This is a genomic window from Streptomyces sp. SAJ15, assembly GCF_007595705.1.
Classification (GTDB): domain Bacteria; phylum Actinomycetota; class Actinomycetes; order Streptomycetales; family Streptomycetaceae; genus Streptomyces.
Window position 1 is genome coordinate 1 of sequence record NZ_NISY01000013.1, and the last position, 23,042, is coordinate 23,042.

At 72.3% G+C, this 23,042-nt stretch carries 20 protein-coding genes; 12 read left to right on the forward strand and 8 right to left on the reverse strand.

Annotation, left to right across the window (positions count from 1 at the left end; translation table 11 throughout):
• Positions 1–90 (forward strand): acyl-CoA dehydrogenase family protein (locus CD790_RS26350; protein WP_144385854.1); only part of this gene is annotated, 90 nt, incomplete at its 5' end.
• A gap of 77 nt (positions 91–167) precedes the next feature.
• Here CD790_RS26350 and CD790_RS26355 read toward each other — a convergent pair.
• Both CD790_RS26355 and CD790_RS26360 read right to left on the reverse strand, forming a co-directional pair.
• Positions 168–380: a DUF397 domain-containing protein gene (locus CD790_RS26355; protein ID WP_144385855.1), complete on the reverse strand. Its 213-nt coding sequence runs from the start codon at positions 378–380 to the stop codon at positions 168–170.
• A complete protein-coding gene (locus CD790_RS26360; RefSeq protein WP_260867893.1) occupies positions 377–1,144 on the reverse strand; it encodes a helix-turn-helix transcriptional regulator in 768 nt (255 codons plus the stop codon). Before CD790_RS26360 ends, CD790_RS26355 begins: the two co-directional genes overlap by 4 nt.
• A gap of 371 nt (positions 1,145–1,515) precedes the next feature.
• Between CD790_RS26360 and CD790_RS34860 the strand changes: the two genes are divergently transcribed.
• The 3 genes from CD790_RS34860 to CD790_RS26375 all read left to right on the forward strand — a co-directional run bounded on the left by CD790_RS34860 (position 1,516) and on the right by CD790_RS26375 (position 5,273).
• Complete coding sequence (locus tag CD790_RS34860; protein WP_186319246.1) at positions 1,516–2,052, forward strand: hypothetical protein; 537 nt, start codon at positions 1,516–1,518, stop codon at positions 2,050–2,052.
• A 343-nt stretch (positions 2,053–2,395) separates the two neighbouring features.
• Positions 2,396–3,175, forward strand: coding sequence for a phosphotransferase (locus CD790_RS26370; RefSeq protein WP_260867919.1), 780 nt, complete (start codon positions 2,396–2,398; stop codon positions 3,173–3,175).
• A gap of 145 nt (positions 3,176–3,320) precedes the next feature.
• A complete protein-coding gene (locus CD790_RS26375; protein WP_260867894.1) occupies positions 3,321–5,273 on the forward strand; it encodes a propionyl-CoA synthetase in 1,953 nt (650 codons plus the stop codon).
• 104 nt (positions 5,274–5,377) lie between these two features.
• On the opposite strand, the gene CD790_RS26380 is transcribed toward CD790_RS26375, so the two are convergent.
• Both CD790_RS26380 and CD790_RS26385 read right to left on the reverse strand, forming a co-directional pair.
• Positions 5,378–5,869, reverse strand: a complete 492-nt coding sequence (locus CD790_RS26380) for a hypothetical protein (protein WP_144385859.1) — start codon at positions 5,867–5,869, stop codon at positions 5,378–5,380.
• Positions 5,870–6,058: 189 nt separating this feature from the next.
• Positions 6,059–8,023, reverse strand: coding sequence for a TIGR03086 family metal-binding protein (locus CD790_RS26385; protein ID WP_186319247.1), 1,965 nt, complete (start codon positions 8,021–8,023; stop codon positions 6,059–6,061).
• Between the two features lie 152 nt (positions 8,024–8,175).
• Here CD790_RS26385 and CD790_RS26390 point away from each other — a divergent pair, with 152 nt between their 5' ends.
• Positions 8,176–9,273, forward strand: a complete 1,098-nt coding sequence (locus tag CD790_RS26390; protein ID WP_144385860.1) for a YafY family protein — start codon at positions 8,176–8,178, stop codon at positions 9,271–9,273.
• 22 nt (positions 9,274–9,295) lie between these two features.
• Here CD790_RS26390 and CD790_RS26395 read toward each other — a convergent pair whose 3' ends face one another.
• The 3 genes from CD790_RS26395 to CD790_RS26405 all read right to left on the reverse strand — a co-directional run bounded on the left by CD790_RS26395 (position 9,296) and on the right by CD790_RS26405 (position 12,778).
• Complete coding sequence (locus CD790_RS26395) at positions 9,296–9,931, reverse strand: peptide deformylase (protein WP_144385861.1); 636 nt, start codon at positions 9,929–9,931, stop codon at positions 9,296–9,298.
• A gap of 221 nt (positions 9,932–10,152) precedes the next feature.
• Positions 10,153–11,376, reverse strand: a complete 1,224-nt coding sequence (locus CD790_RS26400) for a hypothetical protein (protein ID WP_144385862.1) — start codon at positions 11,374–11,376, stop codon at positions 10,153–10,155.
• Between the two features lie 76 nt (positions 11,377–11,452).
• On the reverse strand, positions 11,453–12,778 hold the full coding sequence (locus CD790_RS26405; protein WP_144385863.1) for a 6-phospho-beta-glucosidase: 1,326 nt from the start codon (positions 12,776–12,778) through the stop codon (positions 11,453–11,455).
• A 214-nt stretch (positions 12,779–12,992) separates the two neighbouring features.
• Between CD790_RS26405 and CD790_RS26410 the strand changes: the two genes are divergently transcribed.
• The 7 genes from CD790_RS26410 to CD790_RS26440 all read left to right on the forward strand — a co-directional run bounded on the left by CD790_RS26410 (position 12,993) and on the right by CD790_RS26440 (position 21,728).
• Positions 12,993–14,390 (forward strand): ABC transporter substrate-binding protein, encoded by a 1,398-nt coding sequence (locus tag CD790_RS26410; RefSeq protein ID WP_186319248.1) that lies wholly within the window; start codon positions 12,993–12,995, stop codon positions 14,388–14,390.
• Entirely contained in the window at positions 14,387–15,295 is a 909-nt protein-coding gene (locus tag CD790_RS26415; RefSeq protein WP_144385864.1) for a carbohydrate ABC transporter permease, read from the forward strand. Before CD790_RS26410 ends, CD790_RS26415 begins: the two co-directional genes overlap by 4 nt.
• 50 nt (positions 15,296–15,345) lie before the next feature.
• On the forward strand, positions 15,346–16,170 hold the full coding sequence (locus tag CD790_RS26420; RefSeq protein ID WP_144386099.1) for a carbohydrate ABC transporter permease: 825 nt from the start codon (positions 15,346–15,348) through the stop codon (positions 16,168–16,170).
• A gap of 64 nt (positions 16,171–16,234) precedes the next feature.
• Positions 16,235–18,328 carry a SpoIIE family protein phosphatase gene (locus CD790_RS26425; protein ID WP_144385865.1) on the forward strand — a complete coding sequence of 698 codons (2,094 nt, stop codon included), beginning with the start codon at positions 16,235–16,237 and terminating at the stop codon, positions 18,326–18,328.
• 104 nt (positions 18,329–18,432) lie between these two features.
• A complete protein-coding gene (locus CD790_RS26430) occupies positions 18,433–19,251 on the forward strand; it encodes an NAD(P)H-binding protein (RefSeq protein WP_144385866.1) in 819 nt (272 codons plus the stop codon).
• A gap of 345 nt (positions 19,252–19,596) precedes the next feature.
• Complete coding sequence (locus CD790_RS26435; RefSeq protein ID WP_144385867.1) at positions 19,597–20,274, forward strand: DUF4142 domain-containing protein; 678 nt, start codon at positions 19,597–19,599, stop codon at positions 20,272–20,274.
• On the forward strand, positions 20,271–21,728 hold the full coding sequence (locus tag CD790_RS26440) for a DUF1996 domain-containing protein (RefSeq protein WP_313956538.1): 1,458 nt from the start codon (positions 20,271–20,273) through the stop codon (positions 21,726–21,728). The genes CD790_RS26435 and CD790_RS26440 overlap by 4 nt, the downstream gene beginning before the upstream one ends.
• 112 nt (positions 21,729–21,840) lie before the next feature.
• On the opposite strand, the gene CD790_RS26445 is transcribed toward CD790_RS26440, so the two are convergent.
• Positions 21,841–22,710, reverse strand: coding sequence for a CdaR family transcriptional regulator (locus CD790_RS26445; RefSeq protein ID WP_260867895.1), 870 nt, complete (start codon positions 22,708–22,710; stop codon positions 21,841–21,843).
• Positions 22,711–23,042: the final 332 nt, after the last annotated feature.

The window sequence follows — 23,042 nt, forward strand, 5'->3', positions numbered from 1 at the left end:
GAGCGGATGATGCGGGACGCGAAGATCACGCAGATCTACGAGGGCACCAACCAGGTCCAGCGCATCGTCATGGCCCGCAACCTCCCGTAGCAGGTTTCGCAGGTCAGTGGCCCTCGCGGCACAAAGACGCCCCGGCCGGATCGGCCGGGGCGTTTCCTGCTCGGGGCTCAGGCGCCCGGGAACTCTCCCGCCTTCACGCCCTTGATGAACGCACCCCACGCGGTTTCGGGGAAGAGCAGGGAAGGGCCCTCGGGGTTCTTGCTGTCACGAACGGGGACGACTCCGGGGAAGTTGTCAGCTACTTCGACGCAGTCATTTTCGAGTCCGCTGTGAGTGGACTTACGCCATCGCGCTATACCAAGGCCGAGACTCTCGCTCACCGGTACTCCTCCAAGTATTTCCGAACCAGCTCCAACGACTCGCTCTCCGGTAGCGCCATGCCGCGCACCTGGTCGAAGCGTTGGGCCAGTTCCACGACGCGCTTAGGGGACTCTACCAACTCACCCGACCCAAACGATTCGACATAAGCGAGAGTTGAGCCGTTCGGTGCCGTCAGTAGCGTCAGGCTGCCACCGAGCATCCAGTGTTCCCCGCGTTCAAATGGCAGCACCTGAATCGTAATGTCGGGGTTCTCCGCAGCCTTTACGATCCTGGCAAGCTGCTCAGCCATGGCCTGCTTGCCCCCAATTGGGCGGCATAGAGCAGATTCATCCATGATGGCCCAATAGGGGGGTGCGTCTTCGCGGTGAAAAACCTGCTTGCGGCTCATTCGCTTGGCTACGTCTTCGCTGAAGTGGTTTGGCGGTTCCTTCGGGCGGGCTGTGCGAAGCAGTGCGCGCGCATACTCTTCCGTCTGAAGTAGAGCAGGGATAGTGCTACTCGTGAAGACCTGAATGCGTTCAGCTATCCCCTCTCGGGCAGCAGCCTTCCGGCCATACTCCTGCACGGATCCTTCTCGGGCCATGGCCAAAAATGCGATCAGCGTTCCGCCCATGTTGAAGTGCTTATCAAGAGCGGTGATCAGAGGGTCAGATGGGAGTTGATCTCCTGATTCTGCTCTGTGGATATAGGTGTGCTGGTATCCCAACTTGCCCGCCAGGTCTCGCAGCGACAGCCCATCGCGCTCTCTGAGGTGCCGCAGCATGTCTCCGAGTACCCGACGGGGCGTCAGCCGTACGTCTTGCTCTCGCTCAGTCATCGAACAACCGCCCGTCGCTATCTGCGAGTTGTGCACAGTCGGCCTCTGGCGAGGGTATCGCCCCGTGCTCCACGGTAGTAACCGGCCAGTCACGGCGCGTGGGCTATGCCCCGGTGCCGGGCTACCCAGGGCGCGAGAGACCCCCGCGACGCGGCGAACGTCCGGGGGCGTGGCCACCAACCAAGCGGAGTTGATGACATGAGCAAACGTACCGTGCTGGTCTTCGAATCGGTGCTGGGGAGGCTGCGTACATCGGTGCGACGACGCAGTCTCGGGGCCAACGAGTGCGCGGGCCGCGGGTCCACGGGGGTGTCGTGGTGACTCTCCGACAACTGCCCCCGGACGAACACGGCCGGTCGGCGTTCGTGATCACTGACAACCCCGACAGCCCGCTCAGCCGCCTGGCCGACGAGTTCGACAGGGTGGCCGAAGACGAGAACGTGTTCATGTGCAGCCAGCTCCTGGGGCACGCCCGTCACTTGCTCAAGCAGCCGAAGGTGACCGTGGAAGAACTGCGGTTCCTCGCTGAAAGGCTCCTTGAGGGGCTGCTCATGGCCATCAACGCGGCCGAGAGCCGAGACTCCCGTTCGGTGCCGATCACCCCCATGCCCATGATCGGTGATCCCGTCATGGACACGGAGACCGGCAGGGTGGGTCTGATGATGGGCTGGGAGGGCCCTCAGCAGGCGCGGGTGACCCTGTATCCGCCGAATGGGAAGGGCACGCCCTGGGACACCGCCGGCTTCCGCCAGCCCACGAAAGAGGAGTGGCCCGTTGAGGCCCCGCCCCGGCTCGCGGGAGCGCTGAACATGACCGCCCAAGCGTCTCCGCCTGCCTCGATCTTCGGACCGTAGAAGACTCCTGGTCCCCGCCGTCCTCGGCTACCTCGGCGGGGACCAGGTTCAACGCCCGTCCCTACCGTGTGCCAGTCACCCCCCGAAGGCGACACCGGTAGGGGCGGGTACACGTGCACCCAGATGGATATCACTCTCGCGTTGTCGCTGGAATGGAGATCACATGACCATGCAGAACTGCCCCGGAGGCGGGGACCACGACCCGGTGCCGTGGAGCGGAAAGCAGCGCTGCCGTAAGTGCGGCGAGACCCTGTCGTAGGCGCGGCGAGTCTCTGTAAGTAGATCTATCTCATTGGAGGGCCGGTTCCCCCGGCCCTCCAGCCATTCAGGAGAGAGGTTGGAAGTGCGCACCGACTGGATGAGCCTCCCCGCAGCCGTCAGGGACACTGTGGAGTCGCGTACGGGCCCAGTGGTCTCGACGGCGACCATCGAAGAGGGGCTGAACTGCTCTCTCGCGCTGTCATTAAGAACCGCTGAGGGCGATGCGCTGTTCGTCAAGGGCGTACGCAAGGACGATCGCGAAGGCCGCAAGGCGCAGGTCTGGGAGGTGACCGCGAATCCCTGGGTCGCAGGTATCGGTCCGAGCCTCCGTTGGCACGTGGAAGCGGAGGGGTGGTTCCTCCTGGCCTTCGACTACATCGACGGACGGCACGCGGAGCTTGGGCCTGACTCGGACGACTACGAGTGCGTGGCCGATCTTCTCCAGCGGATGCAGGGGCTTCCCCTGCCTGACACTTGGGTTCCCTCGCTGAGCGAGCGGTTCGCTTCCTTCCTGCCTCCGTGGAAAGCCGAGCTACTGAAGGGAGAACACCTCCTTCACACCGATATCAACCCACACAACGTCCTGATTACTGACGGCGGTCGCGCCCATCTAGTGGATTGGGCCATGCCTGCTGTGGGACCGGTCTGGGTCGATGCCGCCTACACCGCCGTGCGGCTGATGGAAGGCGGCACCCCTCCTGTGACGGCTCGCCGCTGGCTGGACCGCTTCCGCTCCTGGCGACAGGCCGACGCGGAAGCCGTCAGGGCCTTCGTCGAGGGCACATGTCGGCACTGGGAACACGTGGCCGGGAACAAGGCTGCGCGGCACAGCAATGCCCGCTTCCGTGCACTGGCAGAGTGACCTACCAGCCCCAGGGGCACCCTGGGAGAGCGCCCGTCGTAGGTGTGTCTGTGCAGGTCAGGGCACTGACAGCGGTAAAGCACGCAGATCTACGAGGGGACCAACCAGGTCCAGCGCATCGTCATGGCCCGCGACCTCCCGTAGCGTGAGCGGCGTCGCGTGGCCGGGTGCCGCGCGGCGTCCGTCCGCGACGACGAGGGAGGCCACACCGATGGGCTCGTACTCCGACAGCTACCGGCACAGCCTGGCGGACCCGACGGGATTCTGGCTGGACGCGGCGAAGGCGATCGACTGGACACGGCCGCCCACCCGCGCACTGGACGACACCGACGCCCCGCTGTACCGCTGGTTCCCCGACGGGGAGTTGAACACCTCCTTCAACGCGCTGGACCGGCACGTCGCGGCGGGCCGGGCCGGGCAGACCGCGCTGATCTGGGACTCGGCCGTCACCGGCGCCAGGCGCGGCTACACCTACCAGGAGCTGCGTGACGAAGTGGCCCGCTGCGCCGGCGCCTTGCGGGGCCTGGGGGTGGAGCGCGGCGACCGGGTGGTCGTCTACATGCCGATGGTGCCGGAGGCCGCCATCGCCATGCTGGCCTGCGCCCGCCTCGGCGCGGTGCACTCCGTGGTCTTCGGCGGCTTCGCCCCCAGGGAGCTGGCCGCGCGGATCGAGGACGCGCGCCCCAAGGTGATCGTGGCCGCCTCCTGCGGCATCGAGCCGTCCCGCGTGGTGGAGTACCTGCCCATCATCGACGCCGCGCTGGAGACGACCGCGCACCAGCCGGAGACGGTCGTGGTCCTCCAGCGCGAGGCCGCGCCGGCGACGCTGCGCCGCCCCCGCGACGTCGACTGGCACGAGCTGATGGCGGACGCCGCCCCCGCCGAGCCGGTGCCGGTCTCCGCCACCGACCCGCTCTACATCCTCTACACCTCCGGCACCACCGGAAAGCCCAAGGGTGTCGTCCGCGACACCGGCGGGCACGCGGTCGCGCTGGCCTGGTCGATGGGGGCGATCTACGGCGTGCGCCCCGGCGACGTCTGGTGGACCGCCTCCGACGTCGGCTGGGTGGTCGGCCACTCGTACATCGTCTACGCCCCGCTGCTGATCGGCGCGACCACCGTGCTGTACGAGGGGAAGCCGGTCGGCACCCCGGACGCGGGCGCGTTCTGGCGGGTGATCGCCGAGCACCGGGTGACGGCCCTGTTCACCGCGCCGACCGCGCTGCGCGCCATCAAGCGCGTCGACCCCGAGGCCCGTGAGCTCGCCGGGTACGACCTGTCGACCTTCCGGACGCTGTTCCTGGCGGGGGAGCGGCTCGACCCCGAGACGTACCACTGGGCGCGCGAGAAGCTCGGCACGCCGGTGGTCGACCACTGGTGGCAGACCGAGACCGGCTGGCCGGTCGCCGCCAACCCGCGGGGCCTGGAGCCGCTGCCGGTCAAACCGGGCTCGGTGAGCGTGCCCGTGCCCGGCTACGACGTGCGGGTCCTGGACCAGGCCGGCGCGCCGCTGCCCGCCGGGCAGGAGGGCGCCATCGCGATCCGGCTGCCGCTGCCGCCGGGCACGCTGCCCACCCTGTGGGGCGACGACGCCCGCTATGTCGAGGGCTATCTCTCCCGCTACGAGGGCTACTACCTCACCGGCGACTCCGGCTACCTCGACGAGGACGGCTACCTCTTCGTCATGGGCCGCACCGACGACGTGATCAACGTGGCCGGACACCGGCTGTCCACCGGATCGATGGAGGGGGTGCTGGCCGGCCACCCCGCGGTGGCCGAGTGCGCCGTCATCGGCGTGCGGGACGAGCTCAAGGGGCAACTTCCGCGCGGGCTCGTGGTGCTGAAGGCCGGTGTCGAGGTCGACGAGGCGGTGCTGCGCGAGGAGCTGATCGCCGCGGTGCGCCGGGAGATCGGCCCGGTGGCCGCCTTCCGGCAGGTGTCGGTGGTCGACGCGCTCCCCAAGACGCGGTCCGGGAAGATCCTGCGGAAGACGATGCGGGGCATCGCCGAGGGGCGTGACGAGCCGGTGCCCTCGACCATCGAGGACCCGTCGGTCCTGGACGCGCTCCGCCCGGTGCTGCGGGACGAAGGCGTGTAGAGGCCCGTCCCCGTTCCCCGAGGGAGCCTCGGGGCGGGGCGGGGCGGGGCGTCGGACGGGCGGGGGCGTCCCGCCCGTCCGACGCGCGCGGTGCGGAGGGTCCGTCAGTCGAAGACGAACGGGCCGGGGGACTGCGCCGACGTGGCGGTGCAGTTGACGGTGATGAGGCCGAAGACGACCAGCTTCAGGGACTTGGCCTCCAGGCGGTCACCGGGGGCGACCGTGCCGTTCAGCGGGCCCGTGCTCACGTCGTCGCCGGTCTTGATGGCCGGGTTGGCGTTGCCGGTGAAGGTGGCGGTGCTGGAGCCGTTCTTGGTCAGGGTGAGCGTCGACTTCACCGCGCCCGCCGGAATGTCGAGCGGCGCCTTGACCGCCGACGAGCTGAGGTTGATGGTCGCCGAGGTGCCGTTCTGGGTGGCGGTCAGCGTCGCCGCCCCCGCGCCGTAGCTGCCGCACTCCGCGGTCAGCGTGGCGGTGGTGGGGTCGACGGCCGCCGCCGTGGGGGCCAGCGCCAGGGCGCCGACGGCCAGGGCCGCGGCGCAGGATGTCGTGCCGATCACGAGCGTGCGGGGTCTACCGGGCTTGCTTCGTGTCATGGAGCTTCCTCCGATGTGGGGGAGTGCCGCGGGTGCGTTCGCCGACCCGCTCCATTCGCCATGGCCATGGCAAGCCCTGTCATTGATGCGTAGGCCATCGAAGAAGGCAAGAGTGATTCCCGGTGATTTTTCCGGCGCCCCCGGGCGGCGAGGCGGAATCACCCGGGGGCGGCCGTACGGAGCGCCCCGTCAGCGCGCCGGCGGCAGGTTGTACGTGAGGCGGAAGATGTTGCCGGGGTCGTAGGCGGCCTTCACCTCCGTCAGCCGCCGGAGGCCGGCCGCCCCGTACAGCGCTTCCAGCCGCTCACCGGTGCCGCGCTCGCCGTGGCCGTAGACGAAGTTGACGGCGCGTCCGACGACGCCCGGCGCCAGCGCGTCCAGCAGGGCCCGATGGGCCTCCGCGATCCGGTCCCGGTCGTCCGCGCCCACCATCGACAACACGCTGACCAGGAAGCGGGCGTCGCGGTGCGCGACCGCGTTCTCCACCGCCGGCCGGCGGCCCAGCGCCCCGCCGAGGTGGCGGATCTGCACCACCGACCAGACCGGCGAGCCGGGCCCGGTCAGCTCCACGACCGTCCGGGCCGCCGAGGCGTCCAGGCCGCTGAGCATCGCGGCGTCGCCCTGGTACGGGTGCGGCTGCTCCGGGTCGTCGTAGATGGACCCCGACTCCGCGTACGGCATCTCGCGGAGCGAGTCGACCAGCCGCGGGCCGACCGCCCGCAGCGGCGCCACCAGCCGTTCGCCCTCGGCCGGGTCGCCGGTGTAGGCGATCCGGATGTGCGCCACATAGCGGCCGCGAAGGTGCTCGGGGACCTGCGGCAGGTCGGGGAAGGGGATCATCCCGATCGACGAGGTCAGCTCCTCGGGTACGGTCTCGGTCCAGCTCAGATAGGTCCGCAGGGCCTCCTCGGCCAGCTCGGCGTCGAACATCAGCCCGCCGCCGTAGAGCCGGGCCACCGGGAACAGGTCGACCTCCATCGCCGTCACCACCCCGAAGTTGCCCACCCCGCCGCGCAGCGCCCAGAACAGGTCCGGGTCGCTGTCCGCCGTGACGTGACGCAGCCGTCCGTCCGCGGTCACCACGTCGAGGGAGCGCACATGGTCGGCGGCGTAGCCGAACTCCCGGGACAGCAGGCCGAGCCCCCCGCCGAGGGTGTAGCCGACCGCACCCACGTGCGGCGCCGAGCCGCTCAGCGGGGCCAGGCCGTGCCGCGCCGCCTCCGGCACCACCCGCGCCCAGCGCACTCCCGCCTCGAACCACGCCGTGCGCGCCTCCGGGTCCACCCGGACGCCGGTCATCCGTCGGGTGCTGATCAGCACCCCGCCCTCGGCCGCGGCGGGCAGCCCGTGCCCGGTGGCCTGGACCCCCACCGGAAGCCCGTAGGCGCGGGCGAACTCCACCGCGGCGCGCACGTCCTCCGCCGTCCGCGCCCCGACGACCACCGCCGGGCGGTGCCGGAAGGCGGTCTGAAAGCCCGCCACCTCGGCGTCGTAGCCGTCCTCGCCGGGCCGCAGCACCGGCCCCGAGACCCGCGCGGCCAGCGCCGCCGCGGCACGGGCCGGGTCCGGCGCCCAGTCGGGACGGCGGCCCAGGAAGGCCGCCAACCGGCCGTAGGCGTCGGCGCCCTCGAGGGCCGGCAGCGCGGCGTCGAACGGGACCGGGCCGCCGCGCCGCTCGGCCGGCAGCGCGGCGTGGACGAACTCGAGCGTGAACTCGGCCAGTTCCGCGTCGAGCGGCCGGGTGTCGCCGAGCGCCCGCGCCAGGTCCCAGGCGTGCGCGACCGCCTCCATGACATATCCCGCCAGCGCGACCCGGCCCGGCACCTCGCCCCAGGGCACCGAGACGGCCGCCGTCAGCCGGGCGTCGTCCGCCCAGGCGGCCACGAGCCGGGCCCGCGCCTCGGCGTACGCCTTGGGCCAGCCGTCGTCCGACACGCCCGGGGCCTCGGCCGGCACCTCCAGCGCCGCGCCGCCCTCACCGACGTGGGAGATCCGGTGTGTCCCGCCCACCACATGGCTCAGCAGGGCCCGCACGTCGTACTCCGCGCACGGCGTCGGCTCCGTGAGCAGCTCGGGACGTACCGCGTCGATGAGGGCGGCGAGCTGGTCGGCGGCGCGCTCGAAGTGGGGGCGCGGGTCGGTCATCGCGTGCATGCGGGTAACTCTCCATTCGTCGCGACGCCCGGTCCGGGCGTCGCGATGACCTTCCCGCCATAACCTGACACCCGCCGTCATGTTTTCCGCCGACCTTCCGCAGCGGCGGCCGGGCGGCGTCCACCGGTCGCACCGTCCGGCAGCATGGGCGGGTGAAATCCGATCGTCTGCTCTCGGTCCTGCTGCTGCTCCAGACCCGCGGCCGGGTGCCCGCCGCCGAGCTCGCCGCCCGGCTGGAGGTCTCGGTCCGCACCATCTACCGCGACGTGGAGTCGCTCTCGGCCGCCGGCGTGCCCGTCTACGCCGAGCGCGGCCGCCACGGCGGCATCGCGCTGCTGCCCGGCTTTCGCACCGACGTCACCGGGCTGACCGGCGATGAGGCGCGGGCACTGTTCGTGCTGGCCGCGCAGGGGACGCACAGCGCGCTCGGCCTCGAAGGGGCGTTCGGCTCCGCACTGCGCAAGGTGATGGCCGCGCTCCCCGCCCCGCACCGCCCCACCGCCGAACTCACCAGCCGCCGCATCCTCGTCGACCCCGACCGCTGGCTGTCCGGACCGCCGGGACGCCCCGACCTCGACACCCTCCACGACGCCGTCTTCGCCGACCGCCGGCTGCGCATCCGCTACCGGCACGGCGGCGAGAACCGGCCGCGCACCTACACCGTCGACCCGTACGGGCTGGTGGCCAAGGCCGGCGTCTGGTACCTGATCGCGGACCGACAGGGCACGCCGCGGCTGTTCCGCGCCGACCGGGTGGCCGAGGCGACCCTCACCGACGCGCCGGTGCGCCGCCGCGACGGGGTGGAGCTGGCCGACGCCTGGGAGGAGCTGCGGCGCCGGGTGGAGCGGCTCCCGGAGGGGATGTGGGTACGTGCCAGGGTGCGCCGCTCCCGGCTGGACATGTTCATCCGCATCATCGGCGCGGCCCGGCTCGCCGGATTGCCGCCGACCGTCCCGGCCCCGGACGGAGAGGGCACGGACGGGGAGAAGGGGATGGACGGCCCGGAGGAGGCGGGGGAGCGCACGAGGACCGAGGACGCGACGGAGGACGGCGACGCGTGGGTGCCGGTGGAGGTCTCCTGTCCCGTCCCCGTCGCCGCACGCCAACTCCTCCAGTTCGGAGCGGACGTCGAGGTGCTCGGCCCGCCCGAGGCCCGCGCGGCGGTGGCGGAGGCCGCCGCCCGGTTGGCGGAGACGTACGCCGAGGACATCCGGGCGGCGGGGGCGACCGGTCGACCGGACGACGACTGACGGCTGACGGCGCGCCGGCCGGTCAGGGCAGCTCGAAGCCGAGCGCGCGGGCCGCGGCCGCCGGGGTGGGCTGCGTCCAGCGCTCCTCCATGGCCCGCGCGGACGAGAGCGAGCGGGTGATGGCCCGGTCGAGATAGAGCATGCCGTCCAGGTGGTCGGTCTCGTGCTGCACGATGCGCCCGGGCCATCCGGCCAGCTCCTCGTCCAGCTCCCGGCCCAGCTCGTCCTGCCCGCGCAGCCGCACGCGCGCGTGCCGCGCGACGACCGCCTGCCAGCCGGGGACGCTCAGACACCCCTCGTAGAAGGCCGCTCGCTCAGCGTCGACCGGCTCGTAGGACGGATTGACCAGCACCCGGAAGGGCAGCGGCAGCCGTCCCCGGGCCCGGGCCACCTCCTCCTCCACCTGAGCCGGGTCCTCCACGACGGCCAGCCGCAGCGGCACCCCGATCTGCGGCGCCGCCAGCCCCACGCCGGGCGCCGCGTGCATGGCCTCCCGCATCGCGGTGATCAGCCGGTCCCACAGCCGGCCGTCCAGCTGCCCCTCGTACGGCACGGCCGGGCTCCGCAGCAGCGGGTCCCCGGCGGTGAGGATGGGCAGCGGCCGGGGGCCGGCGAGCAGGGTCTCCACAAGCTTGGGCAGCGCGCTGATGGTGGACATACGACCAGCCTGGCAAGGGTGGTCGGGCCAGGGCAAACCGGAGTGGGACGGCGGTGCGCACACGGTCCGCGGCGGCCGGGCCGTCGGGCGTGGCGGGCCCGCCTGCCACGGCCGGTCACCCCGCCGACCTCGACGACAGGGGGTGCGGCACCGGTCGGGCGCCCGCTACCCCACGTGTTCGCGCGCGGACACACCGCGACGAGTGCCTCCGCCCGCGCCGCTCAGTCCGTCCCGCCCCGGGGCTTCGGCGACGGGACCGGCGGCTTGCCGGACGGGGGCGCGGGTGCCGGCTTGGGGGCTCCGGGCTGTTCCTCGAACTCCTTCCCGGAGCCGCGGATGTTGGCGAGCACGGTCTTGCCCTGCTGGTCGACGAGGCGGGTGACGGTCTCCTGGAGGATGCCGAAGGCCAGCGCCCAGGCCACGATCTGCGGGCTGGTGTCCAGCGCCTTGAGGCCGGGGACGAACTGGCCGCCGATGAGCAGGATGCCGATGATGGCGGACAGCGCCCCGACCGGAAGACGCAACAGCAGCAGCATCGTGGGGATCTGGTACGGAGCCCCGGTGCCCTGCATGTTCCGCAGCGAGAGCGCGCCCGCGAACGCCGCGGCGAGCGCCCCGGCGAAGGCGACCAGCAGCACGTCGCTGCCGTTCGCCTCGTGGCCGATCGGGCACTCCAGCGTGTTGCCCGGCTTCGGGGTGAAGCACATCTTGACGGCCACGCCGTTCGCGTCGACGAAGCCCCAGACGACGAACAGCGTGGTGAGCACCGACATGACGAAGACGGACAGCATGAGGATGTTGCTGAAGCTGCGCACCCGCGCGCGCTCGATGCTCTCCGCGTGGTTGGCGGCGTCCAGGGTGCGCGCCGCCAGCTCGCGGGCGCCCGGGGTCAGCCTGCCGTTGGTGCGGCGCAGCTCGGCCCGCAGCGCGACCAGCCGCCAGTCGTCCGGCCGCAGATGCTGCTCGGCCTGGGCCAGCACGCCCGCGCTGAACCAGGCCAGCGTCCTACGGGGCGCCAGCCGCAGGAGCTGCACCTCGGCCTCGTGGATGTTGGCCAGCGCGCGGTCGGGCTGGGAGCCGGTGAACCGGGACCTCCAGTCGTGGCTCTCGACCGCGGCGCGCGCGGCCCGTAGCAGAGTGTCGATCTTGTCGGCGATCGCGGTGTCGGAGGGCGACAACCCGGCCTTCCGCATGGCGTTGACCTGCGCCTGCTGAGCCGCGAGATGGGCGCTGTACCGCTGGCACCAGGAGGACTTCCGCAGCCCGGCCACATCGCCGTTCTCGTCGGTCGGGTGCCTGCCGGCGGGGTTGTTCCCGCCTCCGTGGCTGTTCCCGCCCGCGTGGCTGTTCCTGCCGGGTCTGTGCCCGCCGGCGGGGCCGTTCGCGTCGGTCCCGTGCCTGTCGGCGTGCTCGTCGGGCTGCTTGTCGGGGTGCTTGTCGGCCATAGGACGACGCCCTCCGCTGAACGGGTCCGCGTAGGTGCCCCATCACCCATTAGATCACCGGACCGCCGAGATCACCTCACCACGCGGCCCGCAGGATGCGCTCGGCGACCCGCACCGAGTCGACCAGCGGATGCAGCGCCAGCGCGCGCAGCGCCGCCGCCCGTTCACCGCTCTCAGCGGCCTCCATCGTGCAGCGCTCCACCGCCTTGAGGGAGAGCATCAGCCCGAGCTGGTCGGGCGCGACCGCCCCGGCCGCCAGCGGGCGTGGGCCGCCGGCGTCGACCAGGCAGGGCACCTCCACCACGGCGTCCTCGTCCAGCCCCGGCACCGCGGAGCGGTTGCGCACGTTCAGGATCAGCGTGGCGCGCTCGTCGCGCGCGATGGCGCGCATCAGCGCCAGCGCCACCCGGTCGTAGCCGCCGCCCTCCAGGTCGCAGGAGTCGCGCTCCCAGCCGCCGCTGGCCTCCCGGCTCGCCGCCAGATAGGTCACCTCGCGCTCCAGCCGGGTGCGCTCCCACAGCGCCAGCGCCTCCCGCGGACGGTCGGCCGCCTCGGCGTAGAAGCCGGCCTGCTGCTCGCGGAGGAACTCCCCGCGGGTGGCGGCCGCTTCGCGGATCGAGGCCACCGCCTCCCGGTTGAAGTAGTAGTAGTGCAGATACTCGTTGGGCAGCGCGCCCAGGGTCCGCGTCCAGTCGGCGCCGAACAGCCGGCCCTCCTCGAAGGACTCCAGCGCGAACGGGTCGGCGAGCAGCTCCGGCAGCCGGTCCCGGCCGTCGACCAGCATCCGGCGCAGCCAGCCGAGGTGGTTGAGGCCGACGTAGTCGAAGCTCACCCGGTCCGGGTCCGCCCCCAGGGCGCGGGCCGCGCGCCGGCACAGCCCCACCGGGGAGTCGCAGATGCCGATCACCCGGTCGCCGAGCACCCGTTGCATGGCCTCGGTGACCATGCCCGCGGGGTTGGTGAAGTTGATGACCCAGGCGTCCGGGGCGAGCGCGGCCACCCGCTCGGCGATCCGCACCGCCTCCGGCAGCGTCCGCAGTCCGTAGAGCACGCCGCCGGCGCCGACCGTCTCCTGGCCCAGCACCCCCTCGGCGAGCGGGATCCGCTCGTCGCGGGTCCGCCCCTCCAGGCCGCCGACGCGGATGGCGGAGAAGACGAAGTCGGCGCCGCGCAGCGCCTCGTCGAGGTCGGTGGTGGCGCGCACCGAGGGCGCGGCGGACCCGCCCGCCGGGTGGTCGGCCGTCTGCCGGGCGAGGACCGCGCCGATGGCGTCCAGTCGCCGTGGGTCGGTGTCGTACAGCACCAGTTCGGTGCGGTGGCCGCCCTCGCTCGCGTCCCCCAGCAGGGCCCGGTGCACCAGCGGCACCCGGAACCCGCCCCCGCCCAGCACGGTCAGCCTCATCCGGCCACTCCCTCCACATCGACCTCACGGACCGCGGCGAGCCTGGCCGGATCCGCTCTCTTGACTGCCTCTTGCCGTCTCCTGCTGCCGATCAGTGTGCCAAGGAAGCGGCGGACTGCCCCTTGCCCCGCGCCACGAGGGAGGTGCAGGGTGACCCGCACCCGCGGCGACGGCGAAGGGCGGGCCGGGGGAGACCCGTGGAGAGGGGAGACGGATGGGGCGGCGCAGACGGGAGCGGAGCAGGGCCCTGCCGGCCGCGTTAGCCGCCGGCGTGCTGGTGCTGGCGGCGGCCTGTGTGCCGGGCACCGACGGCTCGGCGGCGGACCGGCCGGGTACCGGCGTCGGCACCGCCGTGCCCGACCCGGCCAAGGCCGGCAAGGTCACGCTGACGGTCTGGGACCAGGAGGTCCAGGGCGGTCAGAACGACGAACTGGAGCAGTTGAACCGGGAGTTCCAGAGGAAGTACCCGAAGGTGACCGTCAAGCGGGTGGCGCGCGGATTCACCGATCTGAAGGCCACCCTGAAGCTCGCCCTCTCCGGCAACAACCCGCCCGACGTCGTCCAGGCCAACCAGGGCTACCCGGACATGGTGGCCTTCGTGCGGGCCGGGCTGCTGGCCCCGCTGGACGACTACGCGGGGATCTACGAGTGGAACACCCGCTATCCGACCGCCCTGCTCAACCTCAACCGGGTCTCCGCGGACGGCCGCCGCTTCGGCACCGGCCGCCTCTACGGCATCTCCCAGACCGGCGAGTACATCGGCCTCTACTACAACAAGGACGTGCTGACGAAGGCCGGGCTGCGGCCGCCGACCACCTGGGAGGAGTTCACCGACGGGCTGGCGCGGCTCAAGGCGGCCGGCGAACTGCCCGTCCAGTTCGGCAACCTCGACAAGTACCCGGCGATCCACACCTTCGGCGTGCTCCACGGCCGGCTCGGCGCGGACCGCGCCCGGGCCACCGTGTTCGGCCGTGGCGACGGCTTCGACACCGCCGCCACCCGGGAGGCGGCCGCCACCCTCGCCCACTGGGTCGACCGCGGCTATCTGCCGGCGGGCGCCAACGGTCTGGGGTACGACGACGCGGCCAAGAAGTTCGCCGCCGGCTCCGGCGGCTATCTGATCACCGGCACCTGGCAGCTGGCCGAGCTGAAGCGGGCCATGGGCGACCGGCTGGGCTTCATGCCGCCGCCCCCGACCACCGTCGGCGGCGCCTCGGTCACCACCGGCGGTCAGGGCCTGGCCTGGTCCATCGCCGCACGCTCCCGCCACCGCGAGGTGGCCGCCGCCTATCTGGACTTCCTCACCAGCCCGCACGCCGCCGACGTGATGACCCGGCACGGCGTGCTGCCCGTGGTGCCCGGGCCCGCGGCGCGCCGGGCCGGGCCGGGCACGGTCGACGGCCAGCTGGTCGCCGGCTGGGAACGGCTGAGCGCGGCCGACGGACTCGTCCCGTACCTCGACTACGCCACTCCGACCTTCTACGACACGCTCTCGGAGTCCCTCCAGGGCGTCCTCGCGGGGAACCTCTCCCCGCGCCGGTTCGCCGCCACCCTGCAACGCGACTACGGCGCCTTCCTCAGGGAGCGGCGGACCCGGGCGGCGGGCCGGTGAGCCGCCCACCCCGCCGGCGGGCCGGCCGGGGGCGGGCGCCCGGCGAGCCGCGCGCCGTCGGCTACCTCTACGTCCTCCCGGCCCTCGCCCTCTACGCGGCCTTCCTGCTCTACCCCTTCGGCCAGGCGGTCTGGCTCTCCTTCCTGCACTGGGACGGGCTGACCCGCGCCACCCCGGCCGGCCTCGACAACTACCGCGCTCTGTTCACCGACCCCGAACTGCGCGCGCCCTTCGCCCACGCGCTGCTGCTCCTGCTCTTCTCCTCGGCGCTGCCGGTGTTCCTCGGGCTGCTGCTGGCCGCCGCGCTGTCCCGGAACCGGGTGCGCGGCACCACCTTCTTCCGCACCGTGCTGTTCCTGCCCCAGGTGTTGGCGCTGACCGTGGTCGGCGTCGCCTGGCGCTCCATCCTCGCCCCCGACGGCCTGCTCAACGACACGCTGCGGGTGCTCGGCCTGGGGCGGCTGGCCCGGCCCTGGCTGGGCGACTACGACTGGGCGCTGCCCGCCGTCGGCATCGTCGGCACCTGGGTCGGCACCGGGCTGTGCCTGGTGCTCTTCCTCGCCGGGGCGCAGCGCATCCCGCGCGAGCTATACGAGGCGGCGCGGCTGGACGGCGCCGGGCCGCTGCGCGAGTTCCGCGCCGTGACCCTGCCCGGGCTGCGGCCGCAGCTGGCGGTCGCGCTCACCCTGACCATCGCGGCGGGGCTGCGCAACTTCGACCTCATCTACATCACCACCGGCGGCGGGCCGGGCGACGCCACCTCCGTGCCGGCCTACGAGGTCTACCACCGGGCCTTCGAGACCAACCAGGTGGGCTCCGCCGCCGCGGTCGGGGTGGCCCTCACCGTCCTGATCTTCGCGCTGACCGCCACCGTCGCCCGGCTGGCCGAGGGGCGGCACCCATGAGCCCCCGAGAGCGCGGCCGCGCCGCCCCGACCGCCGCCCACGGCGGCGGGGTGACCTCCCGGTTCGAGCGCGGCGTCACCTACGCCGTGCTGGGCGTCTTCACCGCCCTCGCGCTCACCCCGGTCGTCGGCGTCCTCACCACCGCCCTGGGCCCGCCCGACTCCCTCGACACCGGCTTCTCGCTGCCGACGGACGGGCCGCACTGGGAGAACTTCGCCGACGCCTGGAGCCGCGGCCGCTTCGGCACCTACCTGGGGAACTCCGCCCTGGTGGCGGTGGCGGTGGTGCTGCTCAGCACCGCGCTGGCGGTGCCCGCCGGCTACGCCTTCGGAGTGCTGCGCTTCCCCGGCTCCACGGCGCTGTTCTACCTCTTCGTGATCGGGCTGACCCTGCCGCAGGAGGCACTGGTCGTCCCCCTCTACTTCGATCTGCGGCACCTCGGGCTGACCGACGGCTACGCGGCGCTGATCCTGCCGCAGACCGCCCAGTCGCTGGCCTTCGGCGTCTTCTGGATGCGCGGCTACTTCCGAAGCGGCGCCCTCCCGGTGATCGAGGCGGCGCGGGTGGACGGCGCGGGGAGCTGGACCACGCTGTGGCGGATCCTGGTCCCGATGTCCCGCCCGGCCGTCTCCACCCTGGTGGTGCTCACCTTCATGTGGACCTGGAACGAGTTCCTGATGGCCCTGGTGATGGTGAGCGACGAGGCGCACCGCACGGTCCCGCTCGGCCTCGCCTTCTTCCGGGGGCAGCACGCCTCGGACGCCGCCCCGCTGGCCGCCGCCGCGGTGCTGATCGCCCTGCCGGTGGTGGTGGTCTACGTGCTGCTCCAGCGCCGCCTCATCGCCGGGGTGCTGGGCGGGGCCGTCAAGGAGTGACCGCACGGTCGGGGTGGGCCACCGCCGTGTCGAAAAAACCGACGAATGGTGGCAGAGTGGCGCTATGGCTGAACGGCGAGCGACGTCGGCCGCCGAGTCGGTGCCGGACGACTGGCCCGCCCGCCCGGAACTGAGCCTGGCCCTCAACCGCATGGGCTGCTTCGACTGGGACCTCGACAGCGGCCTGATGTATGTGGACCCGCCCGCGCTCGGGGTGCTCGGCATGACCGCGGACCAGTACGACGGGCATCCGTCCTCCCTCGGCCGTACCCTGCCCACCACCGAGACCGCCCGGCTGGACGCCGTGGTCTCCCAGGCCCTCAAGGACGGCAGCGAGCGCTACAGCACCTACATCCGGGTCCGACACGAGGACGGCGAGCAGAGCTGGGTGCACACCCAGGCCACCATCCAGCGGGACGGGACGGGGCGGCCGTACCGGATCATCGGGATCTTCCGCGACGCCCCCGGCGAGCCCGGCGGCGAGTCCGGGCGCCCGGACCTGGCCGAGGAGCGCATCCGGGTGACCAGCGTCGTGGAGCGGGTCACCGCCATCCTCGCGCACGCCAGGACCGTGCCCGACGTCATCGACGTGCTCAACGACGCCCGTGCCCTCGGCCACCTGGGCCTCGCCAGCGTGATCCTCGGCCTGGTCGAGGGCGGCCGCATCCACATCGTCGCCGAGGGGCAGCTGGGACAGCCCATCCCGGAGTTCGACTGGACCGGGATCGACGACCCGTTCCCGATGAGCGAGGTGGTGCGGACCCTCAAGCCCCGGTTCATCGAGACCCGCCAGGACTTCGCCACCAGCTACCCCGTCCTGTGGCCGCACCTGGATCCGCTGGGCGTCTCCCGCGCCGCCTATCTGCCGCTGATCGCCCAGGGCCGCCCGATCGCCACCCTGGGCCTGCTCTACAAGGACAAGGAGGGCTTCGGCGCCGAGGAGCGCAACCTCATCGTCACCCTCGGCACCAGCATCGCCCAGGGCCTGCAACGCGCCATGCTCTTCGAACAGGAGCACGACCTGGCCGAGGGGCTCCAGCAGGCCATGCTGCCACGCCGCATCCCGGCCATCCCCGGCACCCATATCGCCGTCCGCTACCGCTCCGCCCGCATCGGACGCGACATCGGCGGCGACTGGTACGACGTCATCCCCCTGCCCGGCGGCCGGGTCGGGGTCGCCGTCGGGGACGTCCAGGGCCACGACACCCACGCCTCCGCCGTCATGGGCCAGCTCCGCATCGTGCTGCGGGCCTACGCCGCCGAGGGACACAGCCCCTCCACCGTCATGGCCCGGGCTTCGATCTTCCTCCACGAGCTGGACACCGACCGCTTCGCCACCTGCGCCTACGGCGAGGTCGACCCGCCCACCGGGATGGTGCACCTGGTGCGCGCCGGCCATATCGACCCGCTGCTGCGCCACACCGACGGCACCTGCCGCCGGCTGCCGCTGGCCGGTGGGCTGCCGCTGGGCCTGTCCGCCGAGTTCCGCCGTCTGGAGTACCCCGTCACCACCGTGGAGCTGGACCCCGGCGAGACCCTGCTGATGTGCACCGACGGGCTGGTCGAGGTGCCCGGAGCGGACCTGGACGACGGCATCCAGCAGCTCACCCAGATCGTCCGCGACGGCCCCTACGACATCCAGCAGCTCGCAGAGAAGCTCTGCGCCGTCGTGGAGGACCGCGGCGGCGAGGACGACATGGCGCTGCTGCTGCTGCGCCGCCGCGGTACCGATGTGCCGCAGTCCAGCGGCAAGCTCCAGCAGCACGTCGCCCAGGGCGACCCGGACGCGCTCTCCTCGGCCCGGCACATGATCCGCGCGGCGCTCCGAGCCTGGGGCGCCGGCGAGCGCTCGGACGACATCGAGCTGGTCGCCGACGAGTTGATGACCAACGCGCTGCTCCACACGGACGGCCCCGGGGTCGTGACGGTCCGGATGCTCACCGGCTACGAACGCCGGCTCCGGGTCGAGGTCGAGGACACCTCCAGCGCCCTGCCCCGCCGCCGTGAGGCCGGGGAGTCCGGGGTGTCCGGGCGCGGGCTGCTCCTGGTGGACCGGCTGGCCGACGTGTGGGGCGTGGAGTCGCGCGGCGGCGGGAAGGTGGTGTGGTGCGAGTTCGTCTGCCCGCCGCGCGCCGCCGGCCAGACGTCGCGTCCCTAGCCCGGGCGCGCCCCGGGCGGCGTGGACCGGCCCTGGACGCACGGACATTCCGCTGAGCGTTTCGACGATGGTCGGGCACGGCCGGCGGCGGTTGACTCGTCGCCATGACCGACAAGCCGATCGTTGTTCTCGGCGGCACCGGCAAGACCGGCCGCCGCGTGGCCTCCCAGCTCCAGGAGCGGGGCCACCTGATCCGTGTCGCCTCGCGCTCCAGCGCGCACCGCTTCGACTGGTACGACCGGTCCACCTGGGCCGCCGTGCTCGACGGCGCGGCCGCGGTCTACGTGGTGGACTCCGAGAGCCCCGACGCGGCCGAGCAGCTGCGTGACTTCGGGGCGCTCGCCGCCGAACGGGGCGTGGAGCGCCTGGTCTACCTCTCCGTGCGCGGCGGAGAGCAGGCCGGCGACCAGGACCTGCTGTCCAAGGAGGCCATCGTGAAGGAGGCCGGACCGACCTGGACCATCCTGCGACCCAGCTGGTTCGCGCAGAACTTCGGCGAGCTGTTCATCCTGGCCGACGGGGTGGCCGCGGGAGAGCTGCGCCTGCCGACCGGCGACGGTCGGGAACCGTTCGTCGACGCCGAGGAGATCGCGGCGGTGGCGGTCGCGGCCCTCACCGAGGACGGCCACGGCGGGCAGACGTACGAGCTGTCCGGGCCGCGGTCGCTCTCCTTCGGCGAGGCGGTCGCGGAGATCGCCGAGGCCACCGGCCGGGAGATCCGTTATGTGCCGCTCACCGAGGAGGAGTACGCGGCCGAGCTCACCGCCCAGGGCCTCCCGCCGGAGGTGGTCACGCTGCTGAACGAGCTGTTCCGACGGGTCCGGGAGAACCGTGACGACCATCTGTCCGACGGCGTCCAGCGCGTTCTCGGTCGCGAACCCGCCGACTTCGCCACGTACGTCCAGCGCACCCGCTTCTTCTGAGGGCACGGTTCGCCTATGGGCACCATGGCCGAGCCCGCCTCACGGCTGCGGACGCACTCCGTCCCGTACGGACCGGCGAGTGAGCCGAAGGGCGCGCGGCTGCCGAAAGGGAGAGCGCGCGGAGCCTGTGAGGAACGAGCAGGCGAGCACGGTCGACCGTCGGCAGTCGCACAGAGCGCCCGGAGGCGAACCGAGCCCTGAAAAAAGGGGCTGGCGGCACGGTAGCAGGGATTCCGTGCCGCCATCGTTGTTTGCTCATTCGGTGACCAACCCTCACCGGCACCGCCGCACCCGGCGCTAGCGTCCCTTCGCATCCCATCCGGCAGCGAAGAGGAGGACAGCCCCGTGCTATCCGGCGTGCGGCGTTTCGTCTCCGGCAGATCGACCGCGTCCCGCTACGCGCTCGCCACCACCCTGGTGGTGGGTGCGTTGGCGGCGACGCTCGTGGCCCTGCTGATCCCCGTGCAGTCCTTCGGCGGCGGCGGAGGCACCGGCGCCGCCACCGCGCCCGCCGGGCAGGCGAGCGAGGACGACGGGCGGGGGGTCATGAGCACCCAGTACGGGCCGCTCACCCCCCTGGACCGGGAGTTCGTCCGCAAGGTGCGACTGGCGGGGCTGTGGGAGCTGCCCGCGGGACGCCAGGCGCAGCAACGCGGCAGCACCAGGGCGGTCAAGGTCGCCGGGGAACACCTCGTCGAGGGCCACACCGAACTCGACCGGATGGTGATCCAGGTCGGCGGCGCCGTCGGCGTCGACCTGGCCAACCAGCCCAGCGAGCAGCAGCAGGAGTGGCTCCGACAGCTGGAGGAGGCCAGCGGCCGGGAGTACGAGCGGCTCTTCGCCAACCTACTGCGCCGGGCGCACGGCAAGGTCTTCAACCTCGTGGCGCAGGTGCGTGCCAACACGCGCAACTCCATGGTCCGATCCCTGGCCACCCGCGCCAACACGATCGTCCTCGACCACATCACGGTGCTCGAAGAGACCGGGCTTGTCGACTTCGACGCGCTGAACGACACCCGATGACGAAGCGAAGTGAGCTGATGAGAGAACAGAGCCATAAACGCGCGCGGTTCGCCCGCCCCTATGTGGTGCTGGCCTCGGTGCTGGCGCTGGGCGCCGGCGGCGTCGCCGTCATCGCGGCGAACGCCTCGGCCGGAAACTCCTCGCCACCGGAGGCAGGGCGCGACACCGGGGGCGCGAACACCCGACAGCGCGCCCAGACCATCGACTGCCCCGACGTGGGGGACCGGCTGCGGGACGTCCCCGCCGCCTCCCGCCGGACGGTCGACCGCAATCTCGCCCAGCTCGATGTGCAGGTCGCCGACGCCTACCGGCGACTGACCTCCGGGCGGGCCGCCGGCGGCACCGTGCTCACCGAGCTGAAGGACAAGCGCGGCGCCACCATCGGCCGGATCGTCAACGCGCTGCGCGCCGCCTCCGTGGACACCTCCGGGTTGACGAGGATGAGCGGCTGCCAGGTGAAGTGGGACACGGTGCGCACCACCGGTCAGACGGGCGGCCAAGGGCCGGGCCAGGGCGCTCCGGGCCAGGACCAGGGGCAGGGCGCTCCCGACCAGGGCCAGGGCCAACAGGGCCAGGGCTCCTCGCGCGACGACTTCGTCGACATCAGGAACGTCCGGCCCAACGTGAACGAGCCCGGATTCCGGCGCGACGGCTCCACCGGCACGTTCACCTCGGAGTGCGGCCGCAACGAGAACGGCAGGTTCAACTCCGACAACGTCATCGTCGCCCCCGGGGTGAGCAACGGAGCCCACCACATGCACGACTACGTGGGCAACGACTCCACCGACGGCTTCTCCACCAACGAGAGCCTGGCCGCGGCCGGCACCACCTGCGGCAACGGCGACCAGTCCACCTACTACTGGCCGGTGCTACGGGTGCGCGACGGTCGCCAGGAGCGGGACGTCAACGCGCCCGGCGGCGGCATCGAGGGCAACGTCGGCACCATCCTCACCCCCTCCGAGGTGTCCATCGAGTTCCGCGGCAGCCCGGTCAGCCGGGTCACGCCGATGCCGCGCTTCCTGCGCATCATCACCGGCGACGCCAAGTCGTTCACCAACGGCACCGCGAACGCCAACGCGTCCTGGACCTGCACCGGCTTCGAGAACCGCGAGCTGACGGACAAGTACCCGATCTGCCCCGGCGGCAGCAAGGTGGTGCGCACCTTCCGCTTCCAGAGCTGTTGGGACGGCCGGAACATCGACAGCGCCAACCATCGCACCCATGTCGCCTTCGCCGACGACAACGGCGTCTGCCCCCAGGGCTTCCGGGCGATCCCGCAGCTGGTGCAGCGGATCACCTATGACGTCCCGGGCGGCGCCGTCTTCGCCGTCGACAGCTTTCCCGAACAGTTGCACAAGCCCGTGACCGACCACGGCGACTTCATCAACGTGATGTCGAACCGCCTGATGGCGCGCGCGGCGGGGTGCATCAACAGCGGCCGCGACTGCGGCTGATCCAAGGGAGAGCCGGCTACGGAAACGGCGGACCACCCACACGGAAACAGAGAGGAGGTCACACAAGCGGCGGCCCCGGCGCGATGCCGGGGCCGCCGCGTCACCGTCCGCCCTACAAGCCGTTGACCCGGGCCTCACGTGCGACACCCAGGCTAAGCCGGCCACCCGCCATGCCTCCCACGGTGCCGGCCACGCTCCCCGTCACGCCGCGCGCCTTGCGCGCCATACGGGAGCGATGCCGACGCACCTGCGCCATCAGCCGCCGGCTGCGCAGGGCCAGCTCCAGCTCGAACCGGGTCCTGGGGTCGCGCAGCCCCGGACCGAAGAGCTTCTCGATCTGCCGCAGCCGATAGCGCACGGTCTGCGGATGCACGTGGAGCGCCTTGGCCGCCTCTGGCGCGCCGCCGCCCTCCAGCCAGGCGAGCAGGGTCTCCTCCAGCCGTTCGCTCTGGCGGGGGGTCAGCCCCGCCAGCGGCTGGAGCCAGCGCGTGGCCAGCGCCCTGGCCAGGGACTCGTCCTGCAACAGCAACAGGGTCGACAGGTGGTCGTCGACGAAGACCACACGGGCCTCGGGGCCGCCGCTCTGCGGGGTCAGGCTCAGCAGCCGCCGCGCCCAGCGCAGCGAGGCGCCGGCGTCGTAGAGCGGGACGGTGTGCCCGACGGCCGCGGTGCGGCCGCGCAGCGCGGACTCCAGGGTGAGCCGTGCCTCCGCATCGGGGTCGGGGACGAGCAGGCAGGGCCGGTTCTCCACCATCCCGACAAGGTTGTCACCCAGCGCGGCGGTGAGCCGCGGCAGCTCGCCGGGTGCGGCGAGGGCGACGGCGAGGACCGTGTCGGGCAGCGGCCACCGGGCGGCGTGCGCCAGTTGCGGCAGCGACCGCTCGCCGGCGGAGGCGGGATCCCGGGTCAGCGCCTCGAACAGGTCCTGGCGCGCCCGGTCGGCCGGATCGGCGACCGACGGGGCGGCACGGAGGGGGGTCACCGGGGTCACGGTAGTGACCGCGGCGACGGGCGCCAGGGGCACCGGCCGCACATGACCGCGCGGGTTTACGCGCGTCGACGTATGGTCAGAAACGGTCATGGGCCGGTCATCGGGCGCCTCGCGCAGCCCGAGAGCCAGCAACAGGGCCTGTTCGACGATCCGTTGGGCCTCTTCAGGGGACGTTTCCGCCAGAAAAGCGGGAAAGCCTGGCTTTGCACTCCGAAGTGCGTCTGTGACCGATTCCGCGAAAGATGGGATTTCACTGCGGAGAACGCAGTGCCACTCGCTTTTCGGGCGCGACCACATTCGGTTGAGTAGTTCGCACATTTTTA

Excerpts from the sequence above, each read along its gene's own strand:
- CD790_RS26360 (WP_260867893.1), bottom strand. The coding sequence starts at position 1,144 with ATGCTGCGGCACCTCAGAGAGCGCGATGGGCTGTCGCTGCGAGACCTG.
- CD790_RS26380 (WP_144385859.1), bottom strand. The coding sequence starts at position 5,869 with ATGACACGAAGCAAGCCCGGTAGACCCCGCACGCTCGTGATCGGCACG.
- CD790_RS26385 (WP_186319247.1), bottom strand. The coding sequence starts at position 8,023 with ATGCACGCGATGACCGACCCGCGCCCCCACTTCGAGCGCGCCGCCGAC.
- CD790_RS26395 (WP_144385861.1), bottom strand. The coding sequence starts at position 9,931 with ATGTCCACCATCAGCGCGCTGCCCAAGCTTGTGGAGACCCTGCTCGCC.
- CD790_RS26400 (WP_144385862.1), bottom strand. The coding sequence starts at position 11,376 with ATGGCCGACAAGCACCCCGACAAGCAGCCCGACGAGCACGCCGACAGG.
- CD790_RS26405 (WP_144385863.1), bottom strand. The coding sequence starts at position 12,778 with ATGAGGCTGACCGTGCTGGGCGGGGGCGGGTTCCGGGTGCCGCTGGTG.
- CD790_RS26410 (WP_186319248.1), top strand. The coding sequence starts at position 12,993 with ATGGGGCGGCGCAGACGGGAGCGGAGCAGGGCCCTGCCGGCCGCGTTA.
- CD790_RS26425 (WP_144385865.1), top strand. The coding sequence starts at position 16,235 with ATGGCTGAACGGCGAGCGACGTCGGCCGCCGAGTCGGTGCCGGACGAC.
- CD790_RS26430 (WP_144385866.1), top strand. The coding sequence starts at position 18,433 with ATGACCGACAAGCCGATCGTTGTTCTCGGCGGCACCGGCAAGACCGGC.
- CD790_RS26440 (WP_313956538.1), top strand. The coding sequence starts at position 20,271 with ATGACGAAGCGAAGTGAGCTGATGAGAGAACAGAGCCATAAACGCGCG.